This window comes from Streptomyces sp. NPDC088387 (genome assembly GCF_044753385.1).
In the GTDB taxonomy this organism is placed as follows: Bacteria; Actinomycetota; Actinomycetes; order Streptomycetales; family Streptomycetaceae; genus Streptomyces.
In genome coordinates, this window is the sequence record NZ_JBIVNC010000009.1 from 398,266 (window position 1) to 424,013 (window position 25,748).

Genomic DNA, 25,748 nt, shown 5'->3' on the forward strand with positions numbered 1-25,748 from the left:
TCAACATAGCGGGGTTTCCTGGTCTCGGAGTAACGGTGACTGACGGCATGACCGATGTGAGCGCGTTCGAATCCGACGTGACCGCGGCACGGCTGCGGCGGGACGTCGAGTTCCTGAGCGACGGGCCACGCAGCCGGCTCCGGGCGCCCGCCGCCATGGACCGCGCCGAGTCCTACGTCTCCGGTGAACTGGCCGCCGCCGGCTGGCAGGTGGAGCGGCAGCCCTTCGACCTGCGCCGGCAGCTCGGCGCCACCGACGAGCAGGGCCACCGCGCCCTCGCCCTCAAGCTCCGGCTGCACCGCAGGCTCCGGGGCGCCAACCTCCTCGCGTCCCTGCCCGGCGCCGACCACACCACCACCGTGCTCGTCGGCGCCCACCTGGACAGCGTCAGCGGCAGCCCCGGCGCCGACGACAACGCCTCCGGCGTGGCCGTGGTGCTGGAGGCCGCGCGGCTGCTCGCCCGCCTGCCCGTACCGCCCGCCGTGACGCTCGCGCTGTTCGACATGGAGGAGCTGGGTCTCATCGGCGCCCGTCATGCCGCGCGCCAACTCGCCGCCGCCGGACGGGTCTCCGGGATGCTCTGCCTGGAGTCCGTCGGCTACTTCCTGGACGAGCCGGGCACCCAGCGGCTCCCCGCGGGCTTCGCGCGGGCCTTCCCCGACGCGGCCGCGGCGACCAGGGCCAACGACTTCCGCGGGGACTTCACCCTCGTCGTCCACCGGCGCTCCTCCGCGGCCGCCGCCGGGATCTGGCAGCGGGCCGCCGCGGCGACCTCGGCCGCCCTGCCGAGCATCCTGCTGCGCGACCCGAGGCCCGACGGCCCGCTCGGCATGCTCATCGGCCTGGCGGTCCCGCCGGTCAACCATCTCGGCCGCAGTGACCACGCGCCCTTCTGGAACCACCGCATCCCCGCGCTGATGGTTACGGACACCGCCAACTTCCGTAACCCGCACTATCACCAGCCCACCGACGTCGTGGACACCCTCGACTTCCGGCGTCTCGCGGCCGTGGCGGCGGCGACCGCCGTCGCCGCGGTGAACTGGCCCGCCGCCCGGGCATAGCGCCGACCTGACCTGACCTGACCCGGCCCGACCTGACCCGGCCCAACTTCTTGACACCGGTTGCAGGGCTGCCTTTACTTACCGAACACGAAACGACCAATCGTTCGGTCGGGAGCGTGGAGGGCGGTCAACCGGTCGTCCAGCCGGCGGGAGGGCCCCGGCGCCACCGTGCCTCCGCCCTCCGCTCATCACCGCGCCGGCCTCCCGGCGCCACACCTCCCGGCGCCGCCGGCCCGTCCGGCGCCGCCGGCTCTCCCGGTGTCCGCTCCTCGGCTGCTCCGACTCCCCAAGCCCGGCTGTACGGCTCCTGGGGCACCGCTCACCCTGTCAGGAGACAACGTGACCATCGAGAAAAACCTGTCCGAAGCGGCGGTCGCGCCGCCCCGGGTCCGCCCCCTGCGGGTGGCGACGGCCAGCTTCATCGGAACCGCCGTCGAGTGGTACGACTACTTCATCTACGGCCTGGCCGCGGCCATCGTGTTCGGCCCGCTGTTCTTCCCGTCGGTCTCCTCGGTCGCGGGAACCATGGCCGCGTTCGCCACGTACTCGGTGGGCTTCTTCGCCCGGCCGGTCGGCGGCATCGTCATGGGTCACTTCGGCGACCGGGTCGGCCGCAAGTCCATGCTGGTCGTCTCCCTGCTCACGATGGGTCTCGCCACCGTGGGAATCGGTCTGCTGCCCACCTACGACACGGTGGGTGTGTGGGCGCCGGTCCTGCTGGTCACCCTGCGCTTCATCCAGGGCATAGGCGTCGGCGGCGAATGGGGCGGGGCGGTGCTGATGGCCGTCGAACACGCCCCGGAACGCAAGAAGGCCTTCTACGGCAGCTTCCCGCAGATGGGTGTGCCGGGCGGCCTCATTCTCGCCAACCTGGTCTTCCTCGGACTCACCACCAACCTCAGCAGTGAGGCGTTCCTGTCGTGGGGCTGGCGGGTGCCGTTCCTCGCGAGCGCCGTGATGGTGATCGCCGGTCTGGTGATCCGGCTGACCGTCGACGAGAGCCCGGAGTTCAAGGAGGTCAAGCAGGCCGGGGCGGACCGGCGGATGCCGCTCGTCGAGGTGCTGCGCGACAACTGGCGCGAGGTGGCCCTGTCCGCGGGTGCCTTCATCGGCATCAACGCACTCGGCTACATCTTCATGGCCTACCTGCTGTCGTACACGACCGCGGTGCTCGGTCTGAGCAGGAACCTCGTCCTCACCTTCACCCTCGTCGCCTCCACCGTCTGGCTCGCGGTCATCCCCTGGGCGTCCGCGCTCGCCGACCGGCACGGCCGGCGCCGGGTGCTGATGACCGGCTCCATCGGCCTGGTGGCCTGCGCGGCACTGCTGTTCCCGGTCATCGACACCGCCGAACCGGCGCTGATCCTGATCGCCCTCCTGGTCACCGCGGTGTTCATGGGGATCGTCTACGGGCCGATCGCCGAACTCTTCTCCGGGCTCTTCAAGGCCGAAGTCCGGTACAGCGGCGCCTCCTTGGGCTACCAGGTGGGGTCCATCCTGGGCGGCGGTATCGCCCCGACCGTCGCCACCGCCCTCTACGCGAGCTGGTCGAGCACCACACCCATCACGCTCTATCTGGTCGGCGTCACACTGATCAGCCTCGCCTCGGTGTGGCTGGTCACCCGCAGACCGGGCTGACCTCCGCGGGCCGCGCCGACGCCCGCACCAGCGTGTCCGCCGAAATGCCGGGCGGAGTCGCGAAAGGCTGCCGGGGCTTCCCATGACATGAAAGCGGAGATAGTATCTCCACATACGAGAGGAGAACGTCATGTCGGCACCCCGACCGGCGGGCCGGCTCGCCCGGACGCTGGGAGTCCTCCAGGGGAGGGTGCTGGGCCTGCCCCCGGCCCGCACGCGCTACAGCGTGCACAAGGACCTGCGAGTGCCCACCCGTGACGACGCCGTGCTGCTCACGGACCACTACATCCCCGAGCGGGATCCCCGGGGCACGGTACTGATCCGCTCGGTCTACGGCCGCGGTCTGCCGCACTCGCTGTACGGCAGGGCGTTCGCCGCCCGCGGCTACCACGTGGTCCTCCAGAGCGTCCGCGGCACGGCCGGCTCGACCGGGACGTTCCGGCCGATCGTCCAGGAGGCCGACGACGCCCAGGACACGGTGGCGTGGCTGCGGACACGGGACTGGTTCGACGGCCGCCTCGCGACCTTCGGCGGGTCGTACCTCGGCTGGGCCCAGTGGGCCCTGCTCCAGGACCCCCCGCCCGAACTCCGCGCGGCGGCCGTGGTGGTGGGCCCGCACGACTTCCAGCAGGCGATCAACGGCACCGGGGCGCTCGCCCTCGCCGACTTCCTCACCTGGAGCGCCAACGTCGAGGCCCAGGGCCTGGGCGGCGTCCGCGGACTGCGGGCCATGCTCGCGGCGCGCGGCAGGCTGGCCGCGGCCTGGTCCGAGCCCACCGCCGCCGCGGCGGCCACGGTCGCCCTGGGCGGCTCGGCGCCCTGGTTCCGCGAGTGGCTCGACCACCCGCACGGGGACGACCCCTACTGGGCCGACTACCGGGCGGAACAGGCGCTGGAGCGGGTCGACGTGCCCGTGCTGCTCTTCGGCGGCTGGCACGACGTCTTCCTCGACCAGACCCTCCACCAGTACGAGGTGCTGCGCCGGCACAACCCGTCGGTCGCGCTGACCGTCGGGCCATGGACACACATGGACACCGCCGCGAAGGCGACCCGGGTCATCGACGCACAGGTGCTCAGGTGGCTCGACCTGCACATGGGTACGGAGGACACGTCCGCCGGCGGGACGGCGGCCGGACCGGGCGGGACGGCCGGAGTGACCGCCCCCGTGGAGATCTTCCACACGGGGGCCAACACCTGGCTCTCGCTGCCCAGTTGGCCTCCCGCCGCGACCGGGCACACCCTGTGGCTGCGGGCGGACGGCGGCCTGGGCCAGGACCCGGACGAGGGTGAGGTCGGCTTCCGCCACGATCCGGCGGATCCCACCCCGTCACTCGGCGGCCGGCACATGTCTCCCAAGGCGGGCCCGGCCGACGTCCGCAGTCTCGAACAGCGCGCGGACACCCTGGCCTTCACCGGAGCGGCACTGACCGAACCGGTTGATGTGATCGGCACACCCCACGTGGAGTTCGAGCTGACCGTGGACACCCCACACGCGGATGTGTTCGTCCGGCTCTGTGACGTGGACGGCCGCGGCCGGTCCCATGTCGTCACCGAACGGTTCGAGCGACTGAGTCCGGCACCGGTGGAGGCCACCACGATCCGCCTCGAACTGGGCGCGTGCGCCCACCGGTTCGCCGCGGGCCACCGGATCAGGCTGGACTTCAGCGGCGGCGCCCACCCCCGATACGACCGCGGTACGGGCACGGACACACCAGGTGTCCCCGCCCCCGTCGGCCACCGCATCGGCGTCGCCACCTCGCGCCTCACCCTCCCCGTGGTGGAGGACTCGGCACTGGATTCACCTGAAGGAGCTACCGAGGGAGTCACCCTCGCCGTACGGGGTGACCGCTGAACGGTCAGGCGGAGGGCTTGGCTTCCTCGGCCGGGGTGGCGTCCGAGGCGTCGGGGCTCGTGTAGTAGACCGACGAGCCCTGCTTGGAGCGCCGCGCCTGGCTGCGGGCCACCAGGCCTTCGAGCGTGGTGCGCACCACGGTCGTCTTGATGGACCGGTCCGGGTGCTGCTCGGTCAGGGTGGAGGTCACCTCGGCCGCCGACCGCGGCTCCTTCTGGGCGGCCAGGTGCTCGCGGATCAGGGTGACGAGCGTGGGCTGACCGGCCGCCGGGGCCGCCGGGCTCTTCTTGGCCGCCGGCTTGCGGGTGCTCTTGGTCGGCGCCGTCTCCTTGGCCTTCGCGGGTGCCGCGTCCTTGGCCTTGGCCGGCGTGGTCACCCTGGCCTTGGCGGCCACGGTGTCCTTGGGCTTGGTGGCCTTGGCCGACTTGGTGGCCGCGGTCTCCTTGGCCTTGGGCTTCGCGGCGGCCTTCTCGGTCCTCTTGCGCGGCGCGGGCACCACCGCAGCCGGCTCGGTGACGGGCTCGGCGGCGGTGGGAACCGGCGCGATCCCGAGGGCACCCTGAAGGCTGGTGAGGACGACATGGTCCTCCTGGAGCGCGGTCAACTGCTCCTGGAGCGCGGCGATGTCGACGCTGATGCGCTGCTGCTCCTTGAGGTTGTGTTCCAGGTCCTCGGCGACCTTGGTGGCGTACTGCGATGTGACCCCGGTGACTCCGGCGGTGGATTCGGACATTGAGCTCACGACCTTCCCGGGGCTCATGCCCCATGAGGGGCGAGCCCACAGCCTGTGCGGAACCAAACCAGCCTGCGTTTCGACCTGGTGTGGGAGGGCCACAGCAGTCACTGCTGTGTGCCTGTTGACCCGATAGTACGGAACAGTTGCCCATACTGACATCAGGGGGCCGATGCGGGAGTCAGGCGGGTAGGTGTTGTGGTAGGCGCCGGTTGACCTCCGGCGGACGGCCTACCTGCCCAGGACCAACCCAGGAGGCCGGGCCCGCGGACCCATGAACTCGGTCGGAACCAGCGTGGTGGGAACGTCGGTTGACTGTCCCAGCTCCGCCAGTGTGGTCCGGTCCAGCCACCCGCCGTGCGGGTCCGCCGCACCGGCGGCACCCGACTCCTGCGGGAACATCTCCCGCAGCACCACCACCGGCCGTCGGCCCCCTCGCACCTCCAGCACCTTGAACCGGGTGCCGGGCAGGAACACCAGCCGGTCAGGTGTGTACGGGTCCACCGCACCCGTACGCCGCCCGGTCAACGACCAGACCAGAAAAGCCGGTCCACCCGAACCCAGTGCCGCCGTCGACACCGACGCGCTCCAGAAACCCTGGTCGCGGACGACCTGGTTGCCGCGGAACCATGTCAGCACGTTGTCCGGCACATCAGTGCGTACGATCGCGGCACCGCGGTAGGGCGGCAGCCTGCGCAACGCCGCCCCGGCACAGCGGGCGAGGGGCAGATGGCCACCCATGTCTCCGTCGAGCAGCGCCGGTTCCACCCAGGCCCACTCCTCGGCCAGATACAGGTGCAGGGCCGCGAGGTCGGCGCGGGCCGCCACCCGGTCGTCGAGCCGGCCGCCGCCGGGTGCCGGGTCGTCCTGCGCGAGCGCGTTCGCCATGTGTGCCATGGCCGTGCGGTAGCGCCTGCCGTAGTGACTCCACAGCCGCATCCGGTCCCGGGCCACACCCCCGCCGCCCCGCGAGACCAGCCGGGCCACCGTGTGCGGCGCGGGCTGCACCCGCAGTTCGGGCAGCCGCGGGGGCGTACGCGGGAGGGACACCGAGCGCACCTCGGTGTCCGGGGGCACGTTGGTCACGTTCATCGCGCATCATCTCCTGGGAGCGTGGCGGTCCGGGAGCCCGGCACCCGATGCCCCGGCTCCGTCGAAGGTGACAGACATGTCCCACGACCAGGAAGAACCCACTACCGGGTCCGCGCGAAAGGGAACCGGCCCTGCCCGTCCGGACCCCGGCGTGAACCGGGTTGCGGGACAAGGCGGTTGAGCGGGACACGGCGGTCGAGCGGACCTATGAGACCTGTCGTGCCGCCTCCGCGGTGTGCGGCAGGTCCTGCGGGAGCAGCAGGGTGAGCGCCTCCAGGTCGGGACTGGCCACACTGCCGAGCCGGCCCGCCTGCCGGGTCATCATCGACTCGACCAGCTGACGGGCCAGCCGGGCGTTGCCGAACGAGCGGGTGCGGGGAATGCCGTCCAGGTAGGTGTGCAGTGTCTCCAGGGTGGCCGGCGCGCACTTGTAACCCGCGCCCGAGGTCATCTCCCCGATGATCTCGACGAGTTCGTCCGTGGAGTAGTCCTCGAAGGCGACATGGCGGGTGAAGCGCGAGGCCAGACCCGGGTTGGAGTCCAGGAAGCGGCTCATCTCCGCGGGATAGCCCGCGACGATCACCACGGTCTCGTCGCGGTGGTCCTCCATCAGCTTCAGCAGGGTGTCGACGGCCTCCCGGCCGAAGTCCTGCGGTGAGTTCTCCGGTGTGAGGGTGTACGCCTCGTCGATGAACAGCACACCGCCCGAGGCCCGCTCGAAGGCCTCGGTGGTCAGCTGGGCCGTGTGACCGATGTACCGGCCCACCAGGTCGGCCCTGGCCACCTCGACGAGCTGGCCGCGCTGGAGGATGCCGAAGGAGCGCAGCAGATCGGAGTAGAGCCGGGCCACGGTGGTCTTGCCGGTGCCGGGCGGGCCCGAGAACACCAGATGGTGACTGACCTTGGGGGTGGGCAGGCCGACCGCCTGCCGCTGCTGGGTGGTGGTCAGCAGATCCAGGATGCCGCGCACCTCGCGCTTGACCGCACCCAGCCCGATCATGCCGTTCAGCCGGGCCAGTACGTCCGAGTCGCCGGGCGTCGGGGCACCGCCGCCGCGCACCTCGGCGGCCTCCGCCTCACCCACGTCCTCCGGCAGGATCAGCAGCAGATCGGCCTCGGTCGCGTCGGGCACCGACGCGAGGCGGAACGACTGCCGGTCCACCATCTCCTCGAACACCCGCCGCGCGGCCCGGCCGTTGCCGAACGTGGCGTCCCGCTGCATCCGGTCGAAGTGCAGATGCAGCGCCTGCACGGCCAGCGGGTCGAGGACATAGCTGTGCGAGGCGCACATGTTCTCGGTGATGGTGACCAGTTCGTCCACCGAGTAGTTGGTGAACTCGATGGTCCGGGTGAACCGGGAGGCGAGGCCCGGGTTCGCGGCCAGGAAGTCCTGCATCTCCTTGGAGTAACCGGCCACGATCACCACGACCTCGTCGCGGTAGTCCTCCACCAGCTTCACCAGGGTGTCGATCGCCTCCCGGCCGAAGTCGGCGCCGGAACCCTTGCTGTCCGACAGCAGGGTGTACGCCTCGTCGACGAACAGCACACCGCCCAGGGCCCGTTCGAAGACCTCGGTGGTCTTGATCGCCGTACCGCCGATGACCTGGGCGACCAGGTCGGAGCGGGACACCTCGACGATGTGCCCGGAGGAGAGCATCCCGAGGTCGGCGAGGATGCTGCCGTAGAGCCGGGCCACGGTGGTCTTGCCGGTGCCGGGCGGGCCGGCGAAGACGAGGTGGCGGCTCATCGGCGGGGCGGGGATACCGAGCTGGGCCCGGCGCTGGGCCAGCCGGCCGAGGTTGACCAGGGTGTTGACCTGGTGCTTGACGCCGGCCAGGCCCACCAGGGAGTCGAGTTCGGCGAACGGGCCCTGCGGTTCGGCGGGCGCGCCGTCGCCGGTGGCTCCGGGGGCGGTGGTCTGCGCGGCGGGGTCGGCGCCGGGCCAGGCGTCCGGGGCGTGGTTGTCGGCGCTGATCAGCTCGGCGACGGACAGCCGCGGGCCCGGCCTGCCCGCCCTGAGTCCGGCGCCCCTGTTGCCGCGGGTGGCGCAGCCGGTCAGCGCGACCTGCTCGGCGCTGTCGATACGGATGCCGTCGCCGCCGTTCTCCGTGGCCTCGCAGCCACTGAGGGTGGCCCGGCCGCCGCCCGCGATCAGCACACCGTGCTTGCCCGAGCCGTTGATCCGCAGCCGTACCAGCGACACCTCGCCGCCGTCCTCGACACTCACCCCGCTCTCCGCCGAGCCGGACACCTCGCAGTCCCGGACCTGGCCGAGGCCGCGCGGGCCCACCGACACACCCGACTTGCCCGCGCCCCGGATCACCGAGTTGCCGACCTGCGGATTGCCGTGTCCCTCGGTGCGCAGCCCATGCCCCGCGGCGGACTCGACGGTGCAGTCCTCCACCCGGCCCCGGCCGTCCTCGGCGACCTGGATGCCGGGGCCGCGGCTGCCTGTGATCAGTGCGCGGCGCAGCAGCGGGTTGGCACCGGTGCGTATGGACACACCCATGCCGCCGTTGTCGGTGACGGTCAGCCGGTCGAACTCGGCGGACGACTCGTTGACCAGCTGGATCCCGATGCCGTCGCAGTCGGCGACCCGCGCCCCGGTCAGGGTGGGCGCGCTCGACTCGTCCACATGGATGCCGGCCTGGGCGGCGCCCGTGAACTCGCAGTCGGTGTAGGTGCCGCGCGACCGCTCGGTGACGATCAGCCCGCTGCCGCCGGTGCGGGCGGTGCCGCACGCGCGCAGCTGTGGATCACTCCCGTTGGCGACCACAAATCCGTGTCCGGTGGTCTTGCTGACCCGTACGTCCGTCAGTGACACCCGTGCCGTGGAGGCGAGATAGGCGCCGACGGCCCCGCCGTGCACCTCGGTCCTGGCCACCGTCACCGTCGTGGCGCCTTCGAGGGCGATCGCCGGCTTGTCCGTCGAGGAGATCTCGCACTCCTCCACCGAACCGCGTGAACTGCCGTTGGCCAGCAGCCCGTTGCCCCGTGCGTCGCGCATGGTGCAGCCGCGCACGGTGGCCCGGCCCTGCTCGCCGATCACCACGGCCGACGTGCCCAGGTGCTCGATCAGACAGTCCTCGACGATGCTGCCCGTGGTGGCGGTCTCGACGATGCCGGCGCCCACCGGGTTGGTGACCCGGCAGTTGCGCATGGCCAGTGATCCGTTGCCCCGGCTCAGTACGGCCGTCCAGCCGGCGCCGATCACCTCGCAGCCGTCCAGGGCCACTTGGCCGCGGACCGCGTCCACCACCGGCAGGTCACTCTCACCCGCCCGCAGTACCAGGTCGGTGAGCATCACGGCGTCCGCGGCGAGCGTGACGGCGCTGCCCCGCACCGGTTCGACGCGCACCGAGCCGCGGGGGCCCTCGGCGACGAGTGTCACCCGGGTGCGAACGGTCAGCGCCTCGGCGTAACTCCCGGGCTGGATGCTGATCACCGCTCCGGCATGTGCCCGGCTCAGTGCCTCTCCGATCGTCCGGAACTCGCCCGCGCCGTCCTGGCCAACGGTCAGAAACTGGCGTGCCACGGGCCGGTCCTCCTCAACTTGAGAGTGCTGCTCGTCGGGTGGGTTGTTGTGCAGGATACGGGTTGACTCCCCGAGTCAGTCCTTGATGTGAGGTCTTGTGCGGTCAGCGGGAGGTGTTCGGCGCCACGCTCTCACGCGGGCGGGCCGAGAGATAGTCGTCCCCCCGGTGGTACACGGTCACCCCGGGCCGCGGACCACTTGTGTGCGGGCGCGCACCTGAGTAGTGGGTGTGGGATCCGTCCTCCTCGACGACGGTGAGGTCGATGCCCAGGGCGGTCGCGGTGAGGGCCGCCGCCAGCGCGGCGGTTGTGGTGTCCCACCGCCGTGCGGAACGCAGGTTGACCCGCACCAGCTTGCGGCGCTCCTGCTCGGTGAGCCCCTGGTGCAGTGCGTCGGGGAGGCGTCCGCCGCCCTCCTCGATCAGGGCCGCCAGGGTGGGGTCGCGCCGGAAGTGCGACTCCAGTGCCCTGGCCAACTCCTTGGGTCGGAAACGGGCGTTGGGATCCAGGGTGACCTCGGCGGGCAGCGCGCCGAAGGCCACCACCCGGGACAGGTCGGACACCGCCGACGGGGTGGCGGCGCGTCCTCTCGCGTCCTGCACGGCCGCGTAGAAGTTGTTGCCGTCACCGTGCTGAACCCGCAGGTCGAAGAGTTGGCCAAGGCCGTCGGGGCCGAGGGCGGTCAGGGTGCGGTGGTCGGTCGCGGCGTCGAAGCGCGGCCTGCCGGGCTCCGGCGCGCGGCCGGGCAACCACGGCGGACCGCTGTGGGCGGGGCGTGCCACGGGGGTGGGCGGGGTGACGGGTGTGTCCTGCGGGACGTCCGCAGGATTCTCCTCCGGAATGTCCGTCGGGGCAGTCTTCCGGCTCCCCTTCGGGCCAACCTTCGGGACGGTCTTCAGGGTGTGTTCTCCTGACAGCATCCGCTCCACCTCCGCCGCCCTGCTGGGCACTTGGGCGGGCGGGGGGACCGGGAGTGGCCGAGCGGCCGGCTTCTTGCCCGCGGCCACCCGGCCGGGTGCGGGCGGCGGCGGAGTGAAGGTCACCTCGTCCGGCGCCGGGAGCCCGTCGAGCCGGCGGCGGCCCTCCTCCGTGGCGTTCAGCTGGTGCCAGCGGGTGAGCCGGTCGGCGCCCTCCCGTACCCGGGCGAGCTCGGCGGCGAGATGTTCGGCGCGCTCCCGGGCCGCACCCAACTCCTCGGCGAACGCCCTGCGTTCACGCTCCGCACGGTTCACGGCCTGGAGGTCGGAGGCCGCCGTCACGGCGTCGGCGTCGGCGCGGTCCCGCAGCACCTGTCCGGCCCGCCGCACCTCCGTGTCGTGCTGGTGGCCCCGGCCGCGGCGCAGGTCCCAGTACGCCCTGTCGGCCGCCGTCCACTCCTGGTCCGCCCTGGTGACCGCCTGCCACGCCCGGTCCACCGCCGCCGGAAACCGGGTGTCGTCGATCAGGCCCAGCTTGCGGGCGATGTCCTCACGGACCCAGGCCAGCACGGTGGTCCGGGTCTCCAACGCCTGTGGTCCGCGCCGCGCGTTGCCGAACGTGCCGCGCGCCGCCTCGAAGGGGCGCCGCACCTCGGCGACGGTCAGCCAGATGGTGGGGACGGCGAACAGGAACGTACGGCTGGTGTTGGGCTTGACGTTCACCGAGGCCAGCCGGTCGCCGCCGGCGCCCAGGGTGTCGGAGTCGGCGGAGAAGTCACCGGGTCCGTACGCGCCCGTCTGGTTGGCCCCGGTGCCCGGGGAGGCGATCACCGGTCCGAAGCCCACGGACACCTGGGTGGCACCGAGGTGGGTGACGGACATACCGCCGCCGTGCACATCACGCCGGGGTGCCTCGTGCTTCATCGCGTCCGCGACGGTGAGCAGTTGGGCCCGGGCGAGGTCCGGCCGGGAGTACAGGACGAGGTCGCCCTTCGCGCCCCGGAGGTGGCCGGGGGTCTCCAGGCCGGGCACCCGGTAGCCGTCCGCGGTCAGGGTGCGGTCGTAGAACGCGGTCAGGGCGGCGTTGCCGGTGCCGTCCTCCATGTTCTGCGCCGGGCCGCTGCCGGGTCGGGTCAGCCGGGTGTCCTTGGCCAGGTCCAGCAGCCTGGCGTGCCCGGCCGCGTCTCCGGCCGCTTCGTCGAGCCGCGGGAACGTGACGTCGTAAGCCGCCGCCATGGCAAGGGTGTTGGCCTTGTGGAGGCGGTCCAGGCCGTTGATCTGGCGGACCTTGAACCCGTCCTCGGGCATCTCGAACGGCTTGGTGGTGCGCTCGCCCGGGTGCCACACGGCGTGCCATCCGCCCGTCCCCACGGCCGGGACCGGGACCGGGCGCGGCTCGCCCGGCGGGTCCAGCTCCGGCGGATCGAGCCGGTGGTCCGCGCCGGCGTCCGCCCCGGTGCCCGCACCCCGCACCGGATCCGGACGCATCAGGCTGAGCGGGTGGTGCTCGATCAGCTCACCCACCTCGTCCTCGGAGACGATCCTGGTCAGCGACTGCTTCGCCGTCGCCCGCGGCCACCCGGCGGGCTGCCCGGCGGGCTGTTCGCGGATGTCGCGGGCCACGTCTCCGACGATCTCGGCGGTGAGCCGCAGCCGGTACGCGGTGACGTACTCACCATGGGCCTGGGTGGTCGTGGCGGTGGCGATCCTGACCCGGCCCTCCGAGTGGGTCTGCGCGGTGTTGCGCTGGGTCAGGCCCGCCTCCGTCACCGTGGGTCCGACGGACCTGGCCGTGTCGTTGGTCGTGTGGATGCCCATGGCGATGGTCGTACCGACGGTGGCGCTGGAGATCCGGTTGCTCTGGGTCTGGAACGTCTCCACGGCCTGGCGGTGCTCCTCCAGCTCCACACTGTGCCCGAGCCCCCCGAAGCCCGTCCGCCCCGCGTCGGCCGGATCGCGCGGCACCTGGACGGGGATCAGCTCGGCCCGCACCTGGACCAGCCGGTGGGTGAGCGGCAGCCGGCCGCTGATCCGCACGGGGACCGAGAAACCCGCGCCGGCCTGCTCCTTGCCGAGGGCCCGCACGACCCGGCCCGACACCAGCCGCTGCACGGTGTCCCAGTCGGTCCGCGACAGCCCGAGCGGCACGAGCTTCGCGTAGAAGTCGCGCAGTACGGCCGTACTGTCCAGGGAGTTGACCGGGAAGCCGCCGAACGGGGTGCCGGCCAGCCAGAGTTGCGGCGACCAGCCCCGGTCCGTGTAGAGGGGCACGTCGCCGTACGAGTCCTCCAGCAGGTTCAGCCGGTACGCGCTCTTCTCCGGGACATGGGCCCACCAGCCGTTGCCGACCGTCGCCCGCCGTCCCGCGACACCGGAGATGTCACTGGGCCCCGCGAGCACGTCCTGGCCGGCGGTGACGGAGGCGGCGACGAGTTCGTGCTGCACCTCGCCGCTCACCAGGACCTGACGGCCCATGTCCTTGCGGTTGATCTCCGCGACCACGGTCCGGGTGACCACCCGGCCGTCGGTCCAGTCCCGCCGGTAGGGGCTCGCGACCACGCCGTACCCGCCGGTCAGACCCGGGTTGGTGTTGTGGGAGTCCGTGTACACGGCCTGGAAGCCGGTGAACACGGTGACCGTCCGGGCGCTGCGGCCGCCGACCGTGGTGATGCCGCCGAGGGTGGTCTCGGCGTTCACCGTGGTGCCGCGCGTGACGGCGGTCAGGCTTCCCGGTGTGATCCGGGTGCGGTGCACGAAGTGCGACGACCGGTTGATGAACGGCCGTTTCGCCCACAGCCCGAACGCCCGCGACCCGGTGGGCGACGAACTCTGGTCGAAGTTGGCGGCCAGGTACTGGCTCTGGAACAGCCGCAGCGCCGCGTCGTGCGGGGGCGCCCCGTGCAGGGTCAGCTGCCACGAGCCGTCCGACGCGCTCGCCAGTACGTCCTCCGCCGCCTGGGCCAGCGCGGGGTGGGCGACCACGTTGAGCGTCAGGTGCGGGTGGCTCTCGTAGGGCTGCGCGGGGCGGCGCTCGGTGCCGGCGGCCAGCGCGTGCTTCGGGCGCGCGAGATCCAGGGCCGCCTCCTGGGCCATCGACCGGACGTCGACGGAGACCCGCGCGGGGTCCCCGGCGGCGTCGGAGGGAGTGTGCTCCACGGGCACGCTCAGCAGCACCCGGCCCACGACGGGCCCGCCCGTGGCGGGGGCGCCGGGGCCGATCAGGGTGGACCGCGGCTCCGACCTGACGAACGGCTGGGTGCCGAGCACCCCGAACAGGGCCGCGCGCAGCAGACCGCGGAACCGCCAGAAGCCACCGCGCCTCGCCGTCAGCGTGAGCCGGTAGCTGTACAGGTGCGCGCCCTTCGTGCCGATCGACATGGCCTCGTGGGTGACGGTGGCGCCGTACCCGCTCTCCGACTCGTGCCGTATGCCGACGTTGCCGCCCATGGACACCGTGCCCGCGTGCTGCGGGGCACCGATGCCGTCGATGGCCGTGTCGCGCACCGAGACCAGGCCCTCGACGCCCGCGTACACACCGCGGGACCCGCCCTGCCGGCCGGTGAGGGTCTCGGTGCCCGGCGCGCTGTACCGCAGCCGCAGATCGGCGCGTGTGCCCTCGTAGCGCCGCTCGGTCAGCTCCGCGTCCACCCACACGTACCGGCGTTCCCGGGTGGCGCGCCCCGAGCCGATCAGGGGGATCCGCAGACCCGTGGTCGTCATGGTCTCCAGGTTCCCCGCCATGTTCTGGGCGGAGAGGCTGTTGAGCACCTCCAGGGTGTTGCTGAGCGCTAGCTGGAAGTGGTCGGTGCCGCGCCAGCGGGGGTTGGCGGGGTTCAGCTCGCCGAGGGGCGCGACCAGGTCCGGATACGCGTCGGCGACCGCCCGCAGGACCTGGTCGGCGAAGTGCTCGGGGAGGGTGCGGACACGGCCGTCGGCGCCCGTGCGGGCGTACCGCCCGTCGTCGAAGCCGAACTCCTCCACCCGGCTCATGCCGAGCGTCGGCGGCCGGTCCTCGGACAGGTACGGCGGCACGGCCGGCGGCGGACTCAGCACCGCGGCCCCCGAGTCCAGCCCCGCCAGCCGCCGCGCCTCGGCGAGCGGCAGCCGCTCCAGGCTCCATGTCTCGAACTCCCGGGTGCGCGGCGGCTCGCTCCACTGCCGGGGCGAGTTCTTCACCAGCTTCCCGCTCTGCTGCCCGGGCGGCCGGGGACCGGGCTGTGGCGCCCTGGTGTCGGGCGGCGCGGTGACGGTCACGATCTTCCGGACCAGGTACAGGCCGGTGGTGTCGCCCTTGATCTGGGAGGCGGACCGCACCGAACCGGCCCCGCCGGTGGCGGACGTACGGCTGCGGGAGGCGGTGTAGCGGGCGCTCCCGCCGATCAGCAGACGGAGGTTGACCTGGCTGTTGACCAGGTCGAAGAAGTGGAAGCCGGGACCGCCGGACCCCGACACCTCGAAACCGCTGCTCTTGGTGACGGTCCGCTCGTTGCGCACGACGGTCTGCACGATGTTCCGCACCTCGGCCGCCCTGGTGGCGTCGAGCAGCACGGCCTCGCCGGACGTCACCCGCACCGAGAACACACCGAGCGGCCGGCGTCCGGCGTCGTCCCGGAAGAGCGGCGCCGTGGTGACCGGGCCCGCCGCGAGCGTCCCGCTCATCCGCTGGAAGCCCTCGCTGGAGAAGAAGTCGTTGAGCTGGGACACCGCGATGCGGTTGGGTTTGGCGCCCAACTGCTCGATCGCCCAGGCGCGGACGTCGGCCAGCGGGCCGTACCCCTCGGTGTTCATGGTCCGGTAGCCCTGCTCCGGACCGAACGTGATGGTGTCGGGCAGGCCCGCCCGCGTGGCGTCCGGCTGCCGGGTGGTCAGGCTCTCGGCGAGTCGTACGTACAGCCCGTTGCGTACCGCGAATCCGAAGTCCAGCGGCTCGGCACGGGTGTTGGCGCCGCGGATCGCGTCGCCGTTGTGGTCGACGGGCAGGCCGGCCCGGTCGGTGACCGTGAACCGGAGCCAGACGTCGGTGAGATGGGGGTGGGAGTCGTCCGTGGTGCGGGTCTCGTTCTGGACCGCCACGTGGTTCTGCATGGTGTACAGCACCCGCTTGCTCTTCACGAACAGGGCGGAGACGCGGCCCCAGCCGGTGAGCGGGTCGGCGGGCGGACCGATCGGCACGGTCGGCTGGATCGCCGTGGCCGAGCTGAACACGGAGTTGACCCCGGTGCTGCGGGTGTCCCGCACCATGGTGTCGACCTTCACCGGGTTGGCATAGCCGAACGCGAACCTCGTCCAGTCCTCGTACGGGCGGGCCGTGACGGTGAGGATCCGCGACCTGCCGTTGCCGGTCCGGTAGCCGAACTGCTGGCCGTCGCCGAAGAAGTTCTGCGGAGTCCGCTCCAGCCGGTTCCGTACGTCGTCCAGGAGACCGGTCCTGCCCGGGAAACCCCGCGACGACGGAACGGGACGTACACCCGCGGACACGTCGAGCCGCCGGCCCAGCTCCTCCACCACGAGCCCCGCACCACGCAGCGCCCGCTCGGACTGCCCGAAGGAGTACGAACTCTCCCGCACCCGGTGCGGCAGCTCCTTGAGCAGCCGCCCCACACCGCCCATGTACACCGGCAGGGTGCGTCCGTCGGTGAACTCCACGGCCCGCGCGGGCCGTTCCGGCGGCGGCAGGTCCCGGTCGAGCCGCGGGGGCCGCCGCTCGTCGAGATCCTGGCCGACCCAGGAGGGGCCAGGCGCGGGGGCGGGAGCGGGCGCGGGGGCTTCCGGGGGGAGGTCGTCCTCCATGACGGGCGGCAGGGCGAACGGCCGCGCCCCGTACGGCGGTGCCTCCTCCGGCGGTACGTGGTCGAGCCGGGACGGACCGGCCTCGCCGCCCGCGTGGCTCGGGGCGGGCCGGGCGCCGGCCGGCACGAAGGCCGGGTCGGTGACCTTCGTACCGAACTCGTCGGCCAGCCGGTTGGACAGGTCCTTCGCACGGGACACGGCGATGTCCATGGCCTCGCCGCGGAACGCCTTGTCGGACCGGACCCGTCCCAGTTCCCGTGCCCTGTCCAGGTGTTCGTTGTAGACCTGGGAGCCTCGGCCCGCGACCAGGTCGATGATCTTCGAGAACACCTGCTGGTACGCCCGCTCCTGCGGCGAGGTCGGGTGCGGCGAGGGAGCCTGGTGGACGGAGCCCGTGATCCTCGCGGCGTGCGCCCGCCACAGGTCGGCGTGGTCCTGACGCATCTTCGCCAACCGTGACCGGGCCTCCGCGATCTGCCGCTCCCGCCCGGCCACCGCCTCGTGGTGCACCACGGGGTACCGGGTGAGCGCCGACAGATTCCCCGTGGTGGGGCGCCGGGGCTGGAGCTGGGGGTCACGGCGGTCGCGGGGGCCGGGGGGAGCCGAAGTCAGGTTCTGTACGCCCTCGGTGATCTCCTCCACGCCGGCGCCGGGGCGGGAGCGCTGCCGGTCCGCCCTGGTCTGCCGGTCGGTGATCTCGTCGACGAGCACGAGGGCGTCGTCCACGACGTTGCGTGCCCTGCGCACGGTGTCGAGGTCGACCCTGTCCCCGTCCCTCCGGGCGCTCCGGCCCCTCTCGACGGCCGCGTCCAGACCGTCGTAGAGGGCGACGAGGAGCGGCCGGACCTGCGCCGACGCCAGGCGGCCGTCCGTGGCGTACGCCCGCACGAGGTCGATCAGCGTGCCGCGGTCCGCCAGGGGCAGGACGGGCAGATGGCGGTGGTGGACCTTGACCGTCAGGGTGTCGGTGCGGTTGAGGATCGACGCGAGGTGGTCGGCCAGCCGGTTCGCCACGATCTTGCGTGCGGACTCGGGGGTCAGGGATGTCGGCACCTCGGTGAGTCGCTGCGCCCATTCGTAGCCCTGGACCGCGACTTCGTTGATCTCGTCGAACGAGGCTTCCACGGCCGCGTCGGTCATGATCGCGTCGCCCTGGCGATGGCGCAGGCTGTGGTCCACGTCGAAGTAGCGCACTTCGATCAGGGCGAGACCAGGGGTGTACCGGCCCTCGTTCACATCGAGGGGGTAGTCGTCCATGCCGACCGCGTCCCACTGGTTGACGGCCTCTCCCTCCAGGTGGTCGCCCAGCACTGTCTTGAGGTACCTGCGCGCGCTGACGTGGTCCTCGTTGACCAGTCTCATGAGGTCCTTCACGGGCTCGGGGCGCGGGTGGCCCTCCTTGACCGCGTATGCGTGCGCGACGTCCTCCAGGCTCCGCTCGAATGTCCTGGTGATCGACTTCCGGTTGTTCCGCAGGAAGGCCTGGACCCGAGGGCTGAGGGTGCCGCGCATGTCGGCGAAGGATGTGCGGGACGCTGCCGGAAGGAGGTGCTTGATCAGCCCGAAATCGAAGTTGAACGTCATGGGGATGGCGATGACATGGGAGTGGGCCAGCCACAGGTAGCCGCGGAGTTCGGACAGTCCGGGGAGTTCGAGCAGGAAGGGGAGATGCGCGGCCTGGACCGTGGCGCCGACGAGCTGGGTGGCGTACTCCGCGGCGACGGTGTCGGCGAAGGCACGACCGGCGGCGAACACCTCGGGTTCACCGTCGGGGGAGAAGCGGGCGAGGGCCAGTTCCAGGATGTGTGTGAGCCCGGCAACGGGGACGCCGGTGGTGAACTGGACGTAGGCGGCGTCCCTGTTGTCGATGGGAGCGGGATCGACCTCCGCGTCCTTGAACCTCGGATCCACGGTCCAGTCGTCCTGCTCCCGGAGGAGGTCGGTCAGCCTCATGGACCCGGAGCGGCGGTTGACTTCCGACAGAAGGTGCCGGGTTTCCCTGTACAGCTCCAGGCCGCGGCTCGCGTCCAGTCGTCCGTCGTCCTTGGGCAGCGCGGCCAAGGGCGGTAGGACCACTTCCGGAATCAGTCTGGACTCGGTGGTGTAGTGCCTGCTCCTGCTCCTGGCCGTGTGCTCACTCTCGTACAGCTTGCCCTTGGCCCGGAAGAAGGTGCTCTTGTCGAGGGTGATCTCCAGCTTGTCCTTGTGGCGCGCGATGACGTCGCCGTACGAGGCGCCGTTCGGCAGATTGCTGAGCGGCAGCCGCAGTTCGGCCTCGAAGCCCGTGGCCGCCGACTCGTGGTTCACGGGCGGGTCCACGAGGGTGTCCGTGAGCCGGGGGGTACCGGCGTCCGGCAGGGCGTCGCGGACGACCTGGCCGGTGTGGTCGACGATGACGGCACGGGTGTGGAGCGGGCGGGTGTTCAGCGGGTCGGCGCCGGGGAAGGCACGGGCGTCGAGAAGGTGCGGAATGGCGGGCTGCGGCTTCTTGGTGATGAGCGGGCCCTCGGGCGTCCGCATCTCGATCCAGCGCAGCCCTTCGGTCGTCTGGTGGGCGGCGTAGGCGTGGCCGGGGAGATCGGGGTCGGTACTGGCGCGCTGGGTCAGGATGAGCGCGGTGGTACCCGGGCCCGCCCTGTGCAGGGTCTCGGTCAGCGTCTGCCACGACGTGACCGGGGCCCAGCCGGGACCGGGGGCGAGCAGCCGCTCGGCGCTGGGGGAGCGTACGCCGAGGTCGTCCATGGTGACCGCGGCGCGGACGCCGACGGGCCCGAACCGGGCAGGCGCCGCCTGCGAGTTGTCCGCGTACAGCTCCGCCGTCAGATGCCGGAGCAGGATGACGCAGTTGATCAGCCAGGTCGATCGGTCTGCCGGGTCGGCCCTGTCGATGCCGCCTTCCTCCGCCGCTGCCCGTGCGGCCCGTTCCGCGGCCCGGTGCAGTGTGTCCGGGGTGAAGTGCCGGGTGTCGGTGCGGTCCCCGCGGGGGAAGGTGGCGGGACCGGGTGTGGCGCCGGGATCGAGAGGTGTGCCGAGCAGCCGGGAGACCCGGGCGTCCGCGGCGAGCCGGTCGAGGCGGTGGAACATCGCGCTGTCGGGCTCGAACCGGCGGACGACGGGATTGCGCATACTCCTGATCTCGGCGGCCACTTCCCGGGCCTCGTTGACGACGGCGGCTTCCGAGCGGTCGGGTGCGGGGAAACTGCCGGGCCTGGGCACGGTGTCCGGGCGCGGCGGCACGCGTCCCTCGGCCTCGTCGACGACGTCCCTGGACTCCTCGAGCCGCGGATTGTGCGTCACCAGGTCCACCGGCGGGGGGCCGGCCATGGACCTGTTGCTGATGTTCCAGCGGTAGTCGTTGCCACGGCGGTCCGTGCTCATCGCGTGCACCACGAGATCGACCCTGCCGTCGTCGGCGAGGGTGTAGAAGAAGGCGACACCACCACTGCCACCGTTCAGATGGGCGTGGAGCGCGCGGTTGATCAGGGGTTTCGTCTCCTCCACGCTCTGGCCCCTGCTGACTGCCCCGATCACCTTCATATGGGCGGCGGTGAAGCTCTGTTCGCTGACGGTCTCGGCGAAGTGAATACGGCCGCTGTACTCCCAGGTGCCCCTGTCGTTGCTGCGGAAGCGGGCCAGGTTGGCCGTGCGGTGCGCTTCCTGCGCCGACAGTTCGACCAGGTGCTGGTCGGCCACGGCCCGCCAGGTGTGCCGCGCCCCGTCGCTGATGAGGTCCCGGTCCCGTGTTGTGTAACTGATGGCGATGGCGTCCAGATAGAGGGCGAAGCGCCGGTTGAAGGCGGCCTCCTCGGTCAGCCAGGTGTGGTCGTCGAGGGTGGGGGTGGGCAGGTGCTCGTCCAGGTACGCGCGGAAGGTGTAGCCCTTGAGTCCGTCGGGGTTCTGGCCGATCTCGTCGACCACGGTCGGGTCGGCCTTGAGCAGCGGCAGCAGTTCCGGGCTCTCGGACATCCGGGCCAGCACCGCGGGGCCGTGCGGGCCGACAAGGAGGTCGACGAGGTCGGGGGAGAGGCCGGCCGGCACCGAGGGCGGCGGTCCACCGGGGGCGGTCCGCTCCCCGGCCCGGGTTTCGGCGCGGACTTCCGTTCGGGCTTCCGTTCGGGGCTCGGAGCGGGAGGACGCCGACGGGTCCGCCAACGCGCGTACCCCTCGGGTCCTGCGTGTTGCCCGCTTCGGTGCGGGACGCTCCGAGGCGGCGGCCCTGGCGGCGATGTCCCGGTCCACGGCGTCCAGCAACTGCCGGGGTTCGGAGTCGGCGATCAGCCCGGCCGCGAGGTCGGGATCCGCCGTGAACAGCCGGCGCGCCGCTCCGGCGAACTCCGCGTCGCCGGCGGCCCGTTCCTGCCACGACGGCCGCCGCAGGAAGGCGGAGGAGAAGCCGGCGTGGGACGACAGGAGGCCGAGTACACCCGGGCTCCGGAACGCCCGGTACAGCGACGCGACGGAATCGGGCGCCGGCGGGTCGGACAGGTTCTTGAGCTGGTCCGCCAGCCAGGGGTTCTGTTCCAGGATGCCGCGGATCCTGGAGTTCAGTCCCCGGGCGAGCACGGGGTGCGTGCTGACCACGTCCCAGATCGGGTTCCCCTGCCCGGCATACGAGATGAGGGCCCGGTTGGCCCGGACGGCCTCGGCCAGTTCCGGGCGGTCGAGCAGCTGCCGACGCACCACGGGATCCGTCAGCATCAGGTTCGCGAGCGCGGGCCGCTCGGCCAGGGCGGTGCGCAGCCCGTCGTTCTCGAGCAGTCTCGGGACGAGCTCCGGGTTGCGCACGATGAGCTGCCGTACGGACTCCCTGGTCAGTCCCGTTCGCGAACCCTCTGGCGTCCGGGCCAGGACGGTGACGAACTCGGGGGCGGCCCGCACGACCGGCAGCAGGTCGGGCCGCATGACGCGATGGGGCAGTTCGTGATCGCTCTCGTCCAGCGCCATCATGAGCCGCACCAGGTGGGGGACGGACGCGGCGGCCTCCATCCGTTCCCGTGTGGCCACCAGGGCCGACCGCACGTTCTCGTCAGCCGCGAGCAACTCGTGTACCAGTGCGTGCGACTCGAGCAGCATGCCGAAGGAGATGACACGGGCGCCGAAGGCCCGCGCCACGGCGGGACTCCCCTGAAGCAGGTCCTCGATGTGCTTGATACTGCGCTCGCCCAGCCGCGTGCTGTAGTCCCCGATGCGCAGCGCGGTGGCGTATGCCGGGTTGTTGATGAATGTTCTTGGATATATGGATATGTGGAAGTTCGAGCGTGCCCACGGCTCCGCGGCGAAGAGGGTGAAGACGGGATCGAGGTGGGTCAGCAGAAGCGCGATACGCGGGTCCTGTCGCAGGATGCCGAGCGCGTCCGGCTGAAGCAGCAGGTCGAGGGCGGAGGGCCGACCGGCCAGCAGGTCACGCAGGTGCGGATCGAAGAAGAGGCCCTCGGCGAGGTAGTGATGGAGGATCGCCTGCCGACGTATCTCGTCGTTCCCGGCGACGAACCGGTACGCGTTCAGCAGGTCCGGGGTGAGGTCCGTGCCGTCGACGTCCCACCGGCTTCGGAGCTGGTCGGCTGTTTCCCCGCGCTGGAGACCTTGCAGCAGCCTGGCCCGTGCCGGGGCGAGGTCGCTGCGCAGTTCGAAGCCCTCGGGGGTGAGGAGGGAGTCCGCGGCGGAGGTGATCGCGTGCGACAGCCCCCGGACGGCGGCGGGCGTCAGGGAGGAGGCGGCACGCCGGTCCGGGGAGTCCAGGGCGGTGAGGGCCGGCCCGGACAGGGCGTCCCAGACGGCCTGGGCAGGGCGGGCCACGGCTTCCCGCAGTAGCCCGGGGACAGCGGTCAGCACCTGGGCCGCGGGCTCGGTCTGCCGCTCCTGGAGCAGCGTCAGCAGTTCCCCGTTGATGAGGAACCGCTTCCACTGGGCCGAGGTCAGCTCGCCGAAGGCGGACGTCAGTGGGCCCAGCACGTCCGGGGCGGCGCGGACCTGCCGGACGAGCGTGGACCACGTGTCGGTCGTCATGCCGTAGAGGATCTCGGGATGGCCGTGCAGCAGTCGTAGCAGCGCGGAGTCCCCGTTCGCGAGGACATCGAACGAACCGGGCTCGTGCTTGGCCAGGTCGAGCAGCATCCCCCTCTTGACCAGACCGCCGCCCAGCAGTGGGTTCTGGCGCAGCTCTTCGAGAGAGAGACCGACCAGGGGGCGCAGGTCCTGCAACGCGATGGAGCCGACGAGCGGGAGTTCGTAGAGAGCCGTCCTGTGTTCCCGCGAGTCCTCGAGGATCCGGCTGGTGCCGGCACTGAGGACAATCGAGTCCGGTTCCGCGTAGAGGTCGGCCACTGTCCGATGCCGTGCGGCGGACACCATCACCGTGAGCGACACTTCGTCGTCCACGGGCAGCCGCAGCTGTGCGGTCAACGGCCGGGCGAGCACCCGGCGCAGTTTGTGCGGCATGTCGATCACATGGGGCGAGTGCGCCATGCGCTTGAGCACGTCCGGGCGCTGGAACAGGGAGAGAATGGCCTGCTGGTCGGCCGGGTGCTCGTGCCGTCGGGCGAACAGGGCGGCGACCGGCCCGCTGTGAGCCCGCAAGTGGTTGATCAACAGGCGCTTGTCACCCGCGTCAGTGCCGTCCCCCGCGAGTTGCGGCGGTGGCTGGAGGGCTGGTGGCGTGAAGGGCGGGGGTGCCTCGTCGCGTCGCAGCTTCGCGGTCAGTTCGGGGCCTGACAGACCGTCGTAGCTCTCCGGGGCGTACGACAGCGTACGGGCGACGTTGGTGTTCTCCACGGCGGCGAGGAGCCGTTCCTCGTCGGTCAGCAAACTGTGCGCGAGACCGGGAAGGTCCTCCAGAACATCCGTCAGCTCGGGGGAGCGGTCCAGAACGGACAGCACCTCCGGACGGGCCTGGACGGCTCGAAGCACCTCCGGCGACGACAACGCCACGTTCTGCTGCGCCGGATGGCGACTCAGCAGACCCCGGAGCTGCCGATCCCCGAGTACCTCGCGGACCAGCTCCGTGGCCGTCCGCGGGGCGCGGTGCACCACCATGTTCTGTAGAGCCGCCGCGAGGCCGGAGTCCAGGGCCAGGTCGGCCACCAGGCGCAGCGGATCGGCCGTGGCCAGCAGCTCGGACGTGAACACCCTGCTGAGCAGCAGGGCGTGCAGGGTTTCCCCGAACATGGAGGCCCGTCGAAGGACGTCCAGTCTGGTGTGGCCGTTGATCAGAATGTGCGGATTCCTGAGGGTGAAGTTCAGCAGGCTGGTGTCCGCTTCCAGCGTGCGGGTGACGTCTCCGTGCAGCAACGCGTGTGCGAGAGCGGTGCCGTTGCGGGGAAACCAGGTGTCGGGCACGCTCAACAGGACCTTCAGCACCTCGGGTGACTCGGCGAGCACCGGCATGAGGCGTGGCGTGGAGAGCAGCATGCCGGGCACCCCGACCCTGTTGAGGACGGAGTAGAACAGGCCGGGATGGTTCAGCGACTGTTCCCGGGCCGTGTCGGGGAACCCGCCCCGGAAGGTCGCGGCGACCGCGGCGGCGAGATCCCTGACCGGCCGGCCCTGCGGAAGGGGTTGCCTCTCCAGGAACGCGAGGGTCACTCCCCGGGCGCTCGCCCGGTTTCCCGGGGTGAGATCCCGCCCCACGTCCTGGACGGCTCGCTGTATCTCCAGCCGGGTGGCGTCGCTGACCGTGGCCTGGACCGCCGGCACCCGGGTCCGGCCCTGCCGGGAGGTCTCCCCGGCGGTCTGCGGCTGTCCGTCGCCGCGCTGTCCGTCGCCGCGCTGCCCGGCGTCCGGCTGCTCCTTCGCGACGCGGTGCTTCTTCTTGGCGCCGCCGAGCGTCTCGGTCGGGCTCCCCGTCAGGATCGACTCCGCGATGGCCGCTCCACGGCGGTGCAGGGGTTCGTAGTTGGTGACCGGCAGCTGGGTGTCCCAGCGTGCCACCTTCTGGGCGTCGACCGTCCGTGGCCTGCCCTCGGGCGCACCCGGAGATCCGCTCCGGCCCTCGGTCAGCCTCTTCACTTCCTGACGGACCTCCGTGGCCAGGTCGCGCTGCCGCTGGACACTGTCACCGGGCCGGCCCGTCGGGTTCAACGAGGACTGCAAGGGGATGTGGACGGCCGTGCCGGGGGCGCGGCCGGGGGTCTGCGCCGCCGGGGGGTGTGCGAGGGGCTGAGCGGTGGACTGTGCGGTGGGCTGTGTGAGCGGGTCCACTTCGGGGACGAAGTGCAGGCCGGTGGGTCCGGCGTATGCGGAGTACCTGGTGAGGCTGTCGAGGTCGAGCCGGGTCCGTTCGGTGTCCCAGTTGTCGATCGTGCCGATCCAGCCGGAGTCGCCGTACAACATCGAGCCGGTGGGGAGGTGGATGAAGTCGCTGCCGAAGCCGGCCCAGTCCTCCGGGCTCAGCTCCAGCCCCTCGGGGAGGCGCACCACTCCGTTCGAGGTGGCCTGGTAGCTCAGGGCCGGTGCGATGTCGTGTGTGTCGGGGCTCAGGGGTGTCAGCGTGTACCAGACCTCACCTCCCTTGCCCTTCCCCGCGGTCGGGCCGACGTTCTGGAGGTGCGACGGGGTGGGTGCGTCCGTAGTGAGGAGGGGTACGGTCCGGGGGTCTCCCGTGAACCGGACCGGACTGCCAATGGGTCCGAAGCCGTCAGGTGTGTCCGAACGGGCAGAGTTGATGACGTCCGGACGCCCAACTCCCCCATTTCTGTTCACCTGTTGGTCGCCTGATGTAGCGTGAGGCGTCGTCAGGGTCGTGTCGGTATCGGCGTTGACGTCAACGTGAGCATCAACGTTGACACTGACGTCGACGTCAAAGTTGGTGTCGACGTCGACGGAAGAACTGACTCGCGTGTTGATGTGTGTCGGCGTCAACGGGACGATGTTGATGGGTGGGTTGGGGCTGGTCAGGAATGCGTCGGCGTGGTTGAGGGGGCCGGACGTGACCGGTGAGTGATTCGACGTGCCGTTCGTAGACGTCGTGTCCGTGGTCGACGGTGTCGAGGATGTCGACGTGGTGGACGTCGGTATGGGCGAGGGCGGGGTGCCGAGGAAGTTCGTGGAGAATTTCTGGACGTCGGTCATCAGGCCTTTGATGACGCTGCCGTTCCATGACCCGAAGGTTTCGAGTCCGCCGCTGACCCGGCCTC

The 25,748-nt window shown here is 71.5% G+C and carries 8 protein-coding genes; 4 read left to right on the top strand and 4 right to left on the bottom strand.

The window, feature by feature from the left end; all coding sequences use genetic code 11:
* Positions 1-47: 47 nt before the first annotated feature.
* The 3 genes from ACIQAC_RS25505 to ACIQAC_RS25515 all read left to right on the top strand — a co-directional run bounded on the left by ACIQAC_RS25505 (position 48) and on the right by ACIQAC_RS25515 (position 4,551).
* A complete protein-coding gene (locus ACIQAC_RS25505; protein ID WP_402194436.1) occupies positions 48-1,061 on the top strand; it encodes a M28 family peptidase in 1,014 nt (337 codons plus the stop codon).
* A gap of 339 nt (positions 1,062-1,400) precedes the next feature.
* Positions 1,401-2,699: an MFS transporter gene (locus ACIQAC_RS25510; RefSeq protein WP_402194438.1), complete on the top strand. Its 1,299-nt coding sequence runs from the start codon at positions 1,401-1,403 to the stop codon at positions 2,697-2,699.
* Positions 2,700-2,829: 130 nt separating this feature from the next.
* Positions 2,830-4,551: a CocE/NonD family hydrolase gene (locus tag ACIQAC_RS25515; RefSeq protein ID WP_402194440.1), complete on the top strand. Its 1,722-nt coding sequence runs from the start codon at positions 2,830-2,832 to the stop codon at positions 4,549-4,551.
* A gap of 4 nt (positions 4,552-4,555) precedes the next feature.
* Here the strand turns inward: ACIQAC_RS25515 and ACIQAC_RS25520 are convergent, their stop codons facing one another.
* The 4 genes from ACIQAC_RS25520 to ACIQAC_RS25535 form a co-directional block, all read right to left on the bottom strand.
* Entirely contained in the window at positions 4,556-5,284 is a 729-nt protein-coding gene (locus tag ACIQAC_RS25520; protein WP_402194442.1) for a hypothetical protein, read from the bottom strand.
* Positions 5,285-5,515: 231 nt separating this feature from the next.
* Positions 5,516-6,376: a hypothetical protein gene (locus ACIQAC_RS25525; RefSeq protein ID WP_402194444.1), complete on the bottom strand. Its 861-nt coding sequence runs from the start codon at positions 6,374-6,376 to the stop codon at positions 5,516-5,518.
* A gap of 205 nt (positions 6,377-6,581) precedes the next feature.
* Complete coding sequence (locus tag ACIQAC_RS25530) at positions 6,582-9,911, bottom strand: right-handed parallel beta-helix repeat-containing protein (RefSeq protein WP_402194446.1); 3,330 nt, start codon at positions 9,909-9,911, stop codon at positions 6,582-6,584.
* A 103-nt stretch (positions 9,912-10,014) separates the two neighbouring features.
* Positions 10,015-25,029 (bottom strand): hypothetical protein, encoded by a 15,015-nt coding sequence (locus ACIQAC_RS25535; RefSeq protein WP_402194448.1) that lies wholly within the window; start codon positions 25,027-25,029, stop codon positions 10,015-10,017.
* 532 nt (positions 25,030-25,561) lie between these two features.
* On the opposite strand from ACIQAC_RS25535, the gene ACIQAC_RS25540 reads away from it, so the two are divergent.
* On the top strand, positions 25,562-25,748 hold a 187-nt coding region (locus ACIQAC_RS25540), incomplete at its 3' end, for a hypothetical protein (RefSeq protein WP_402194450.1).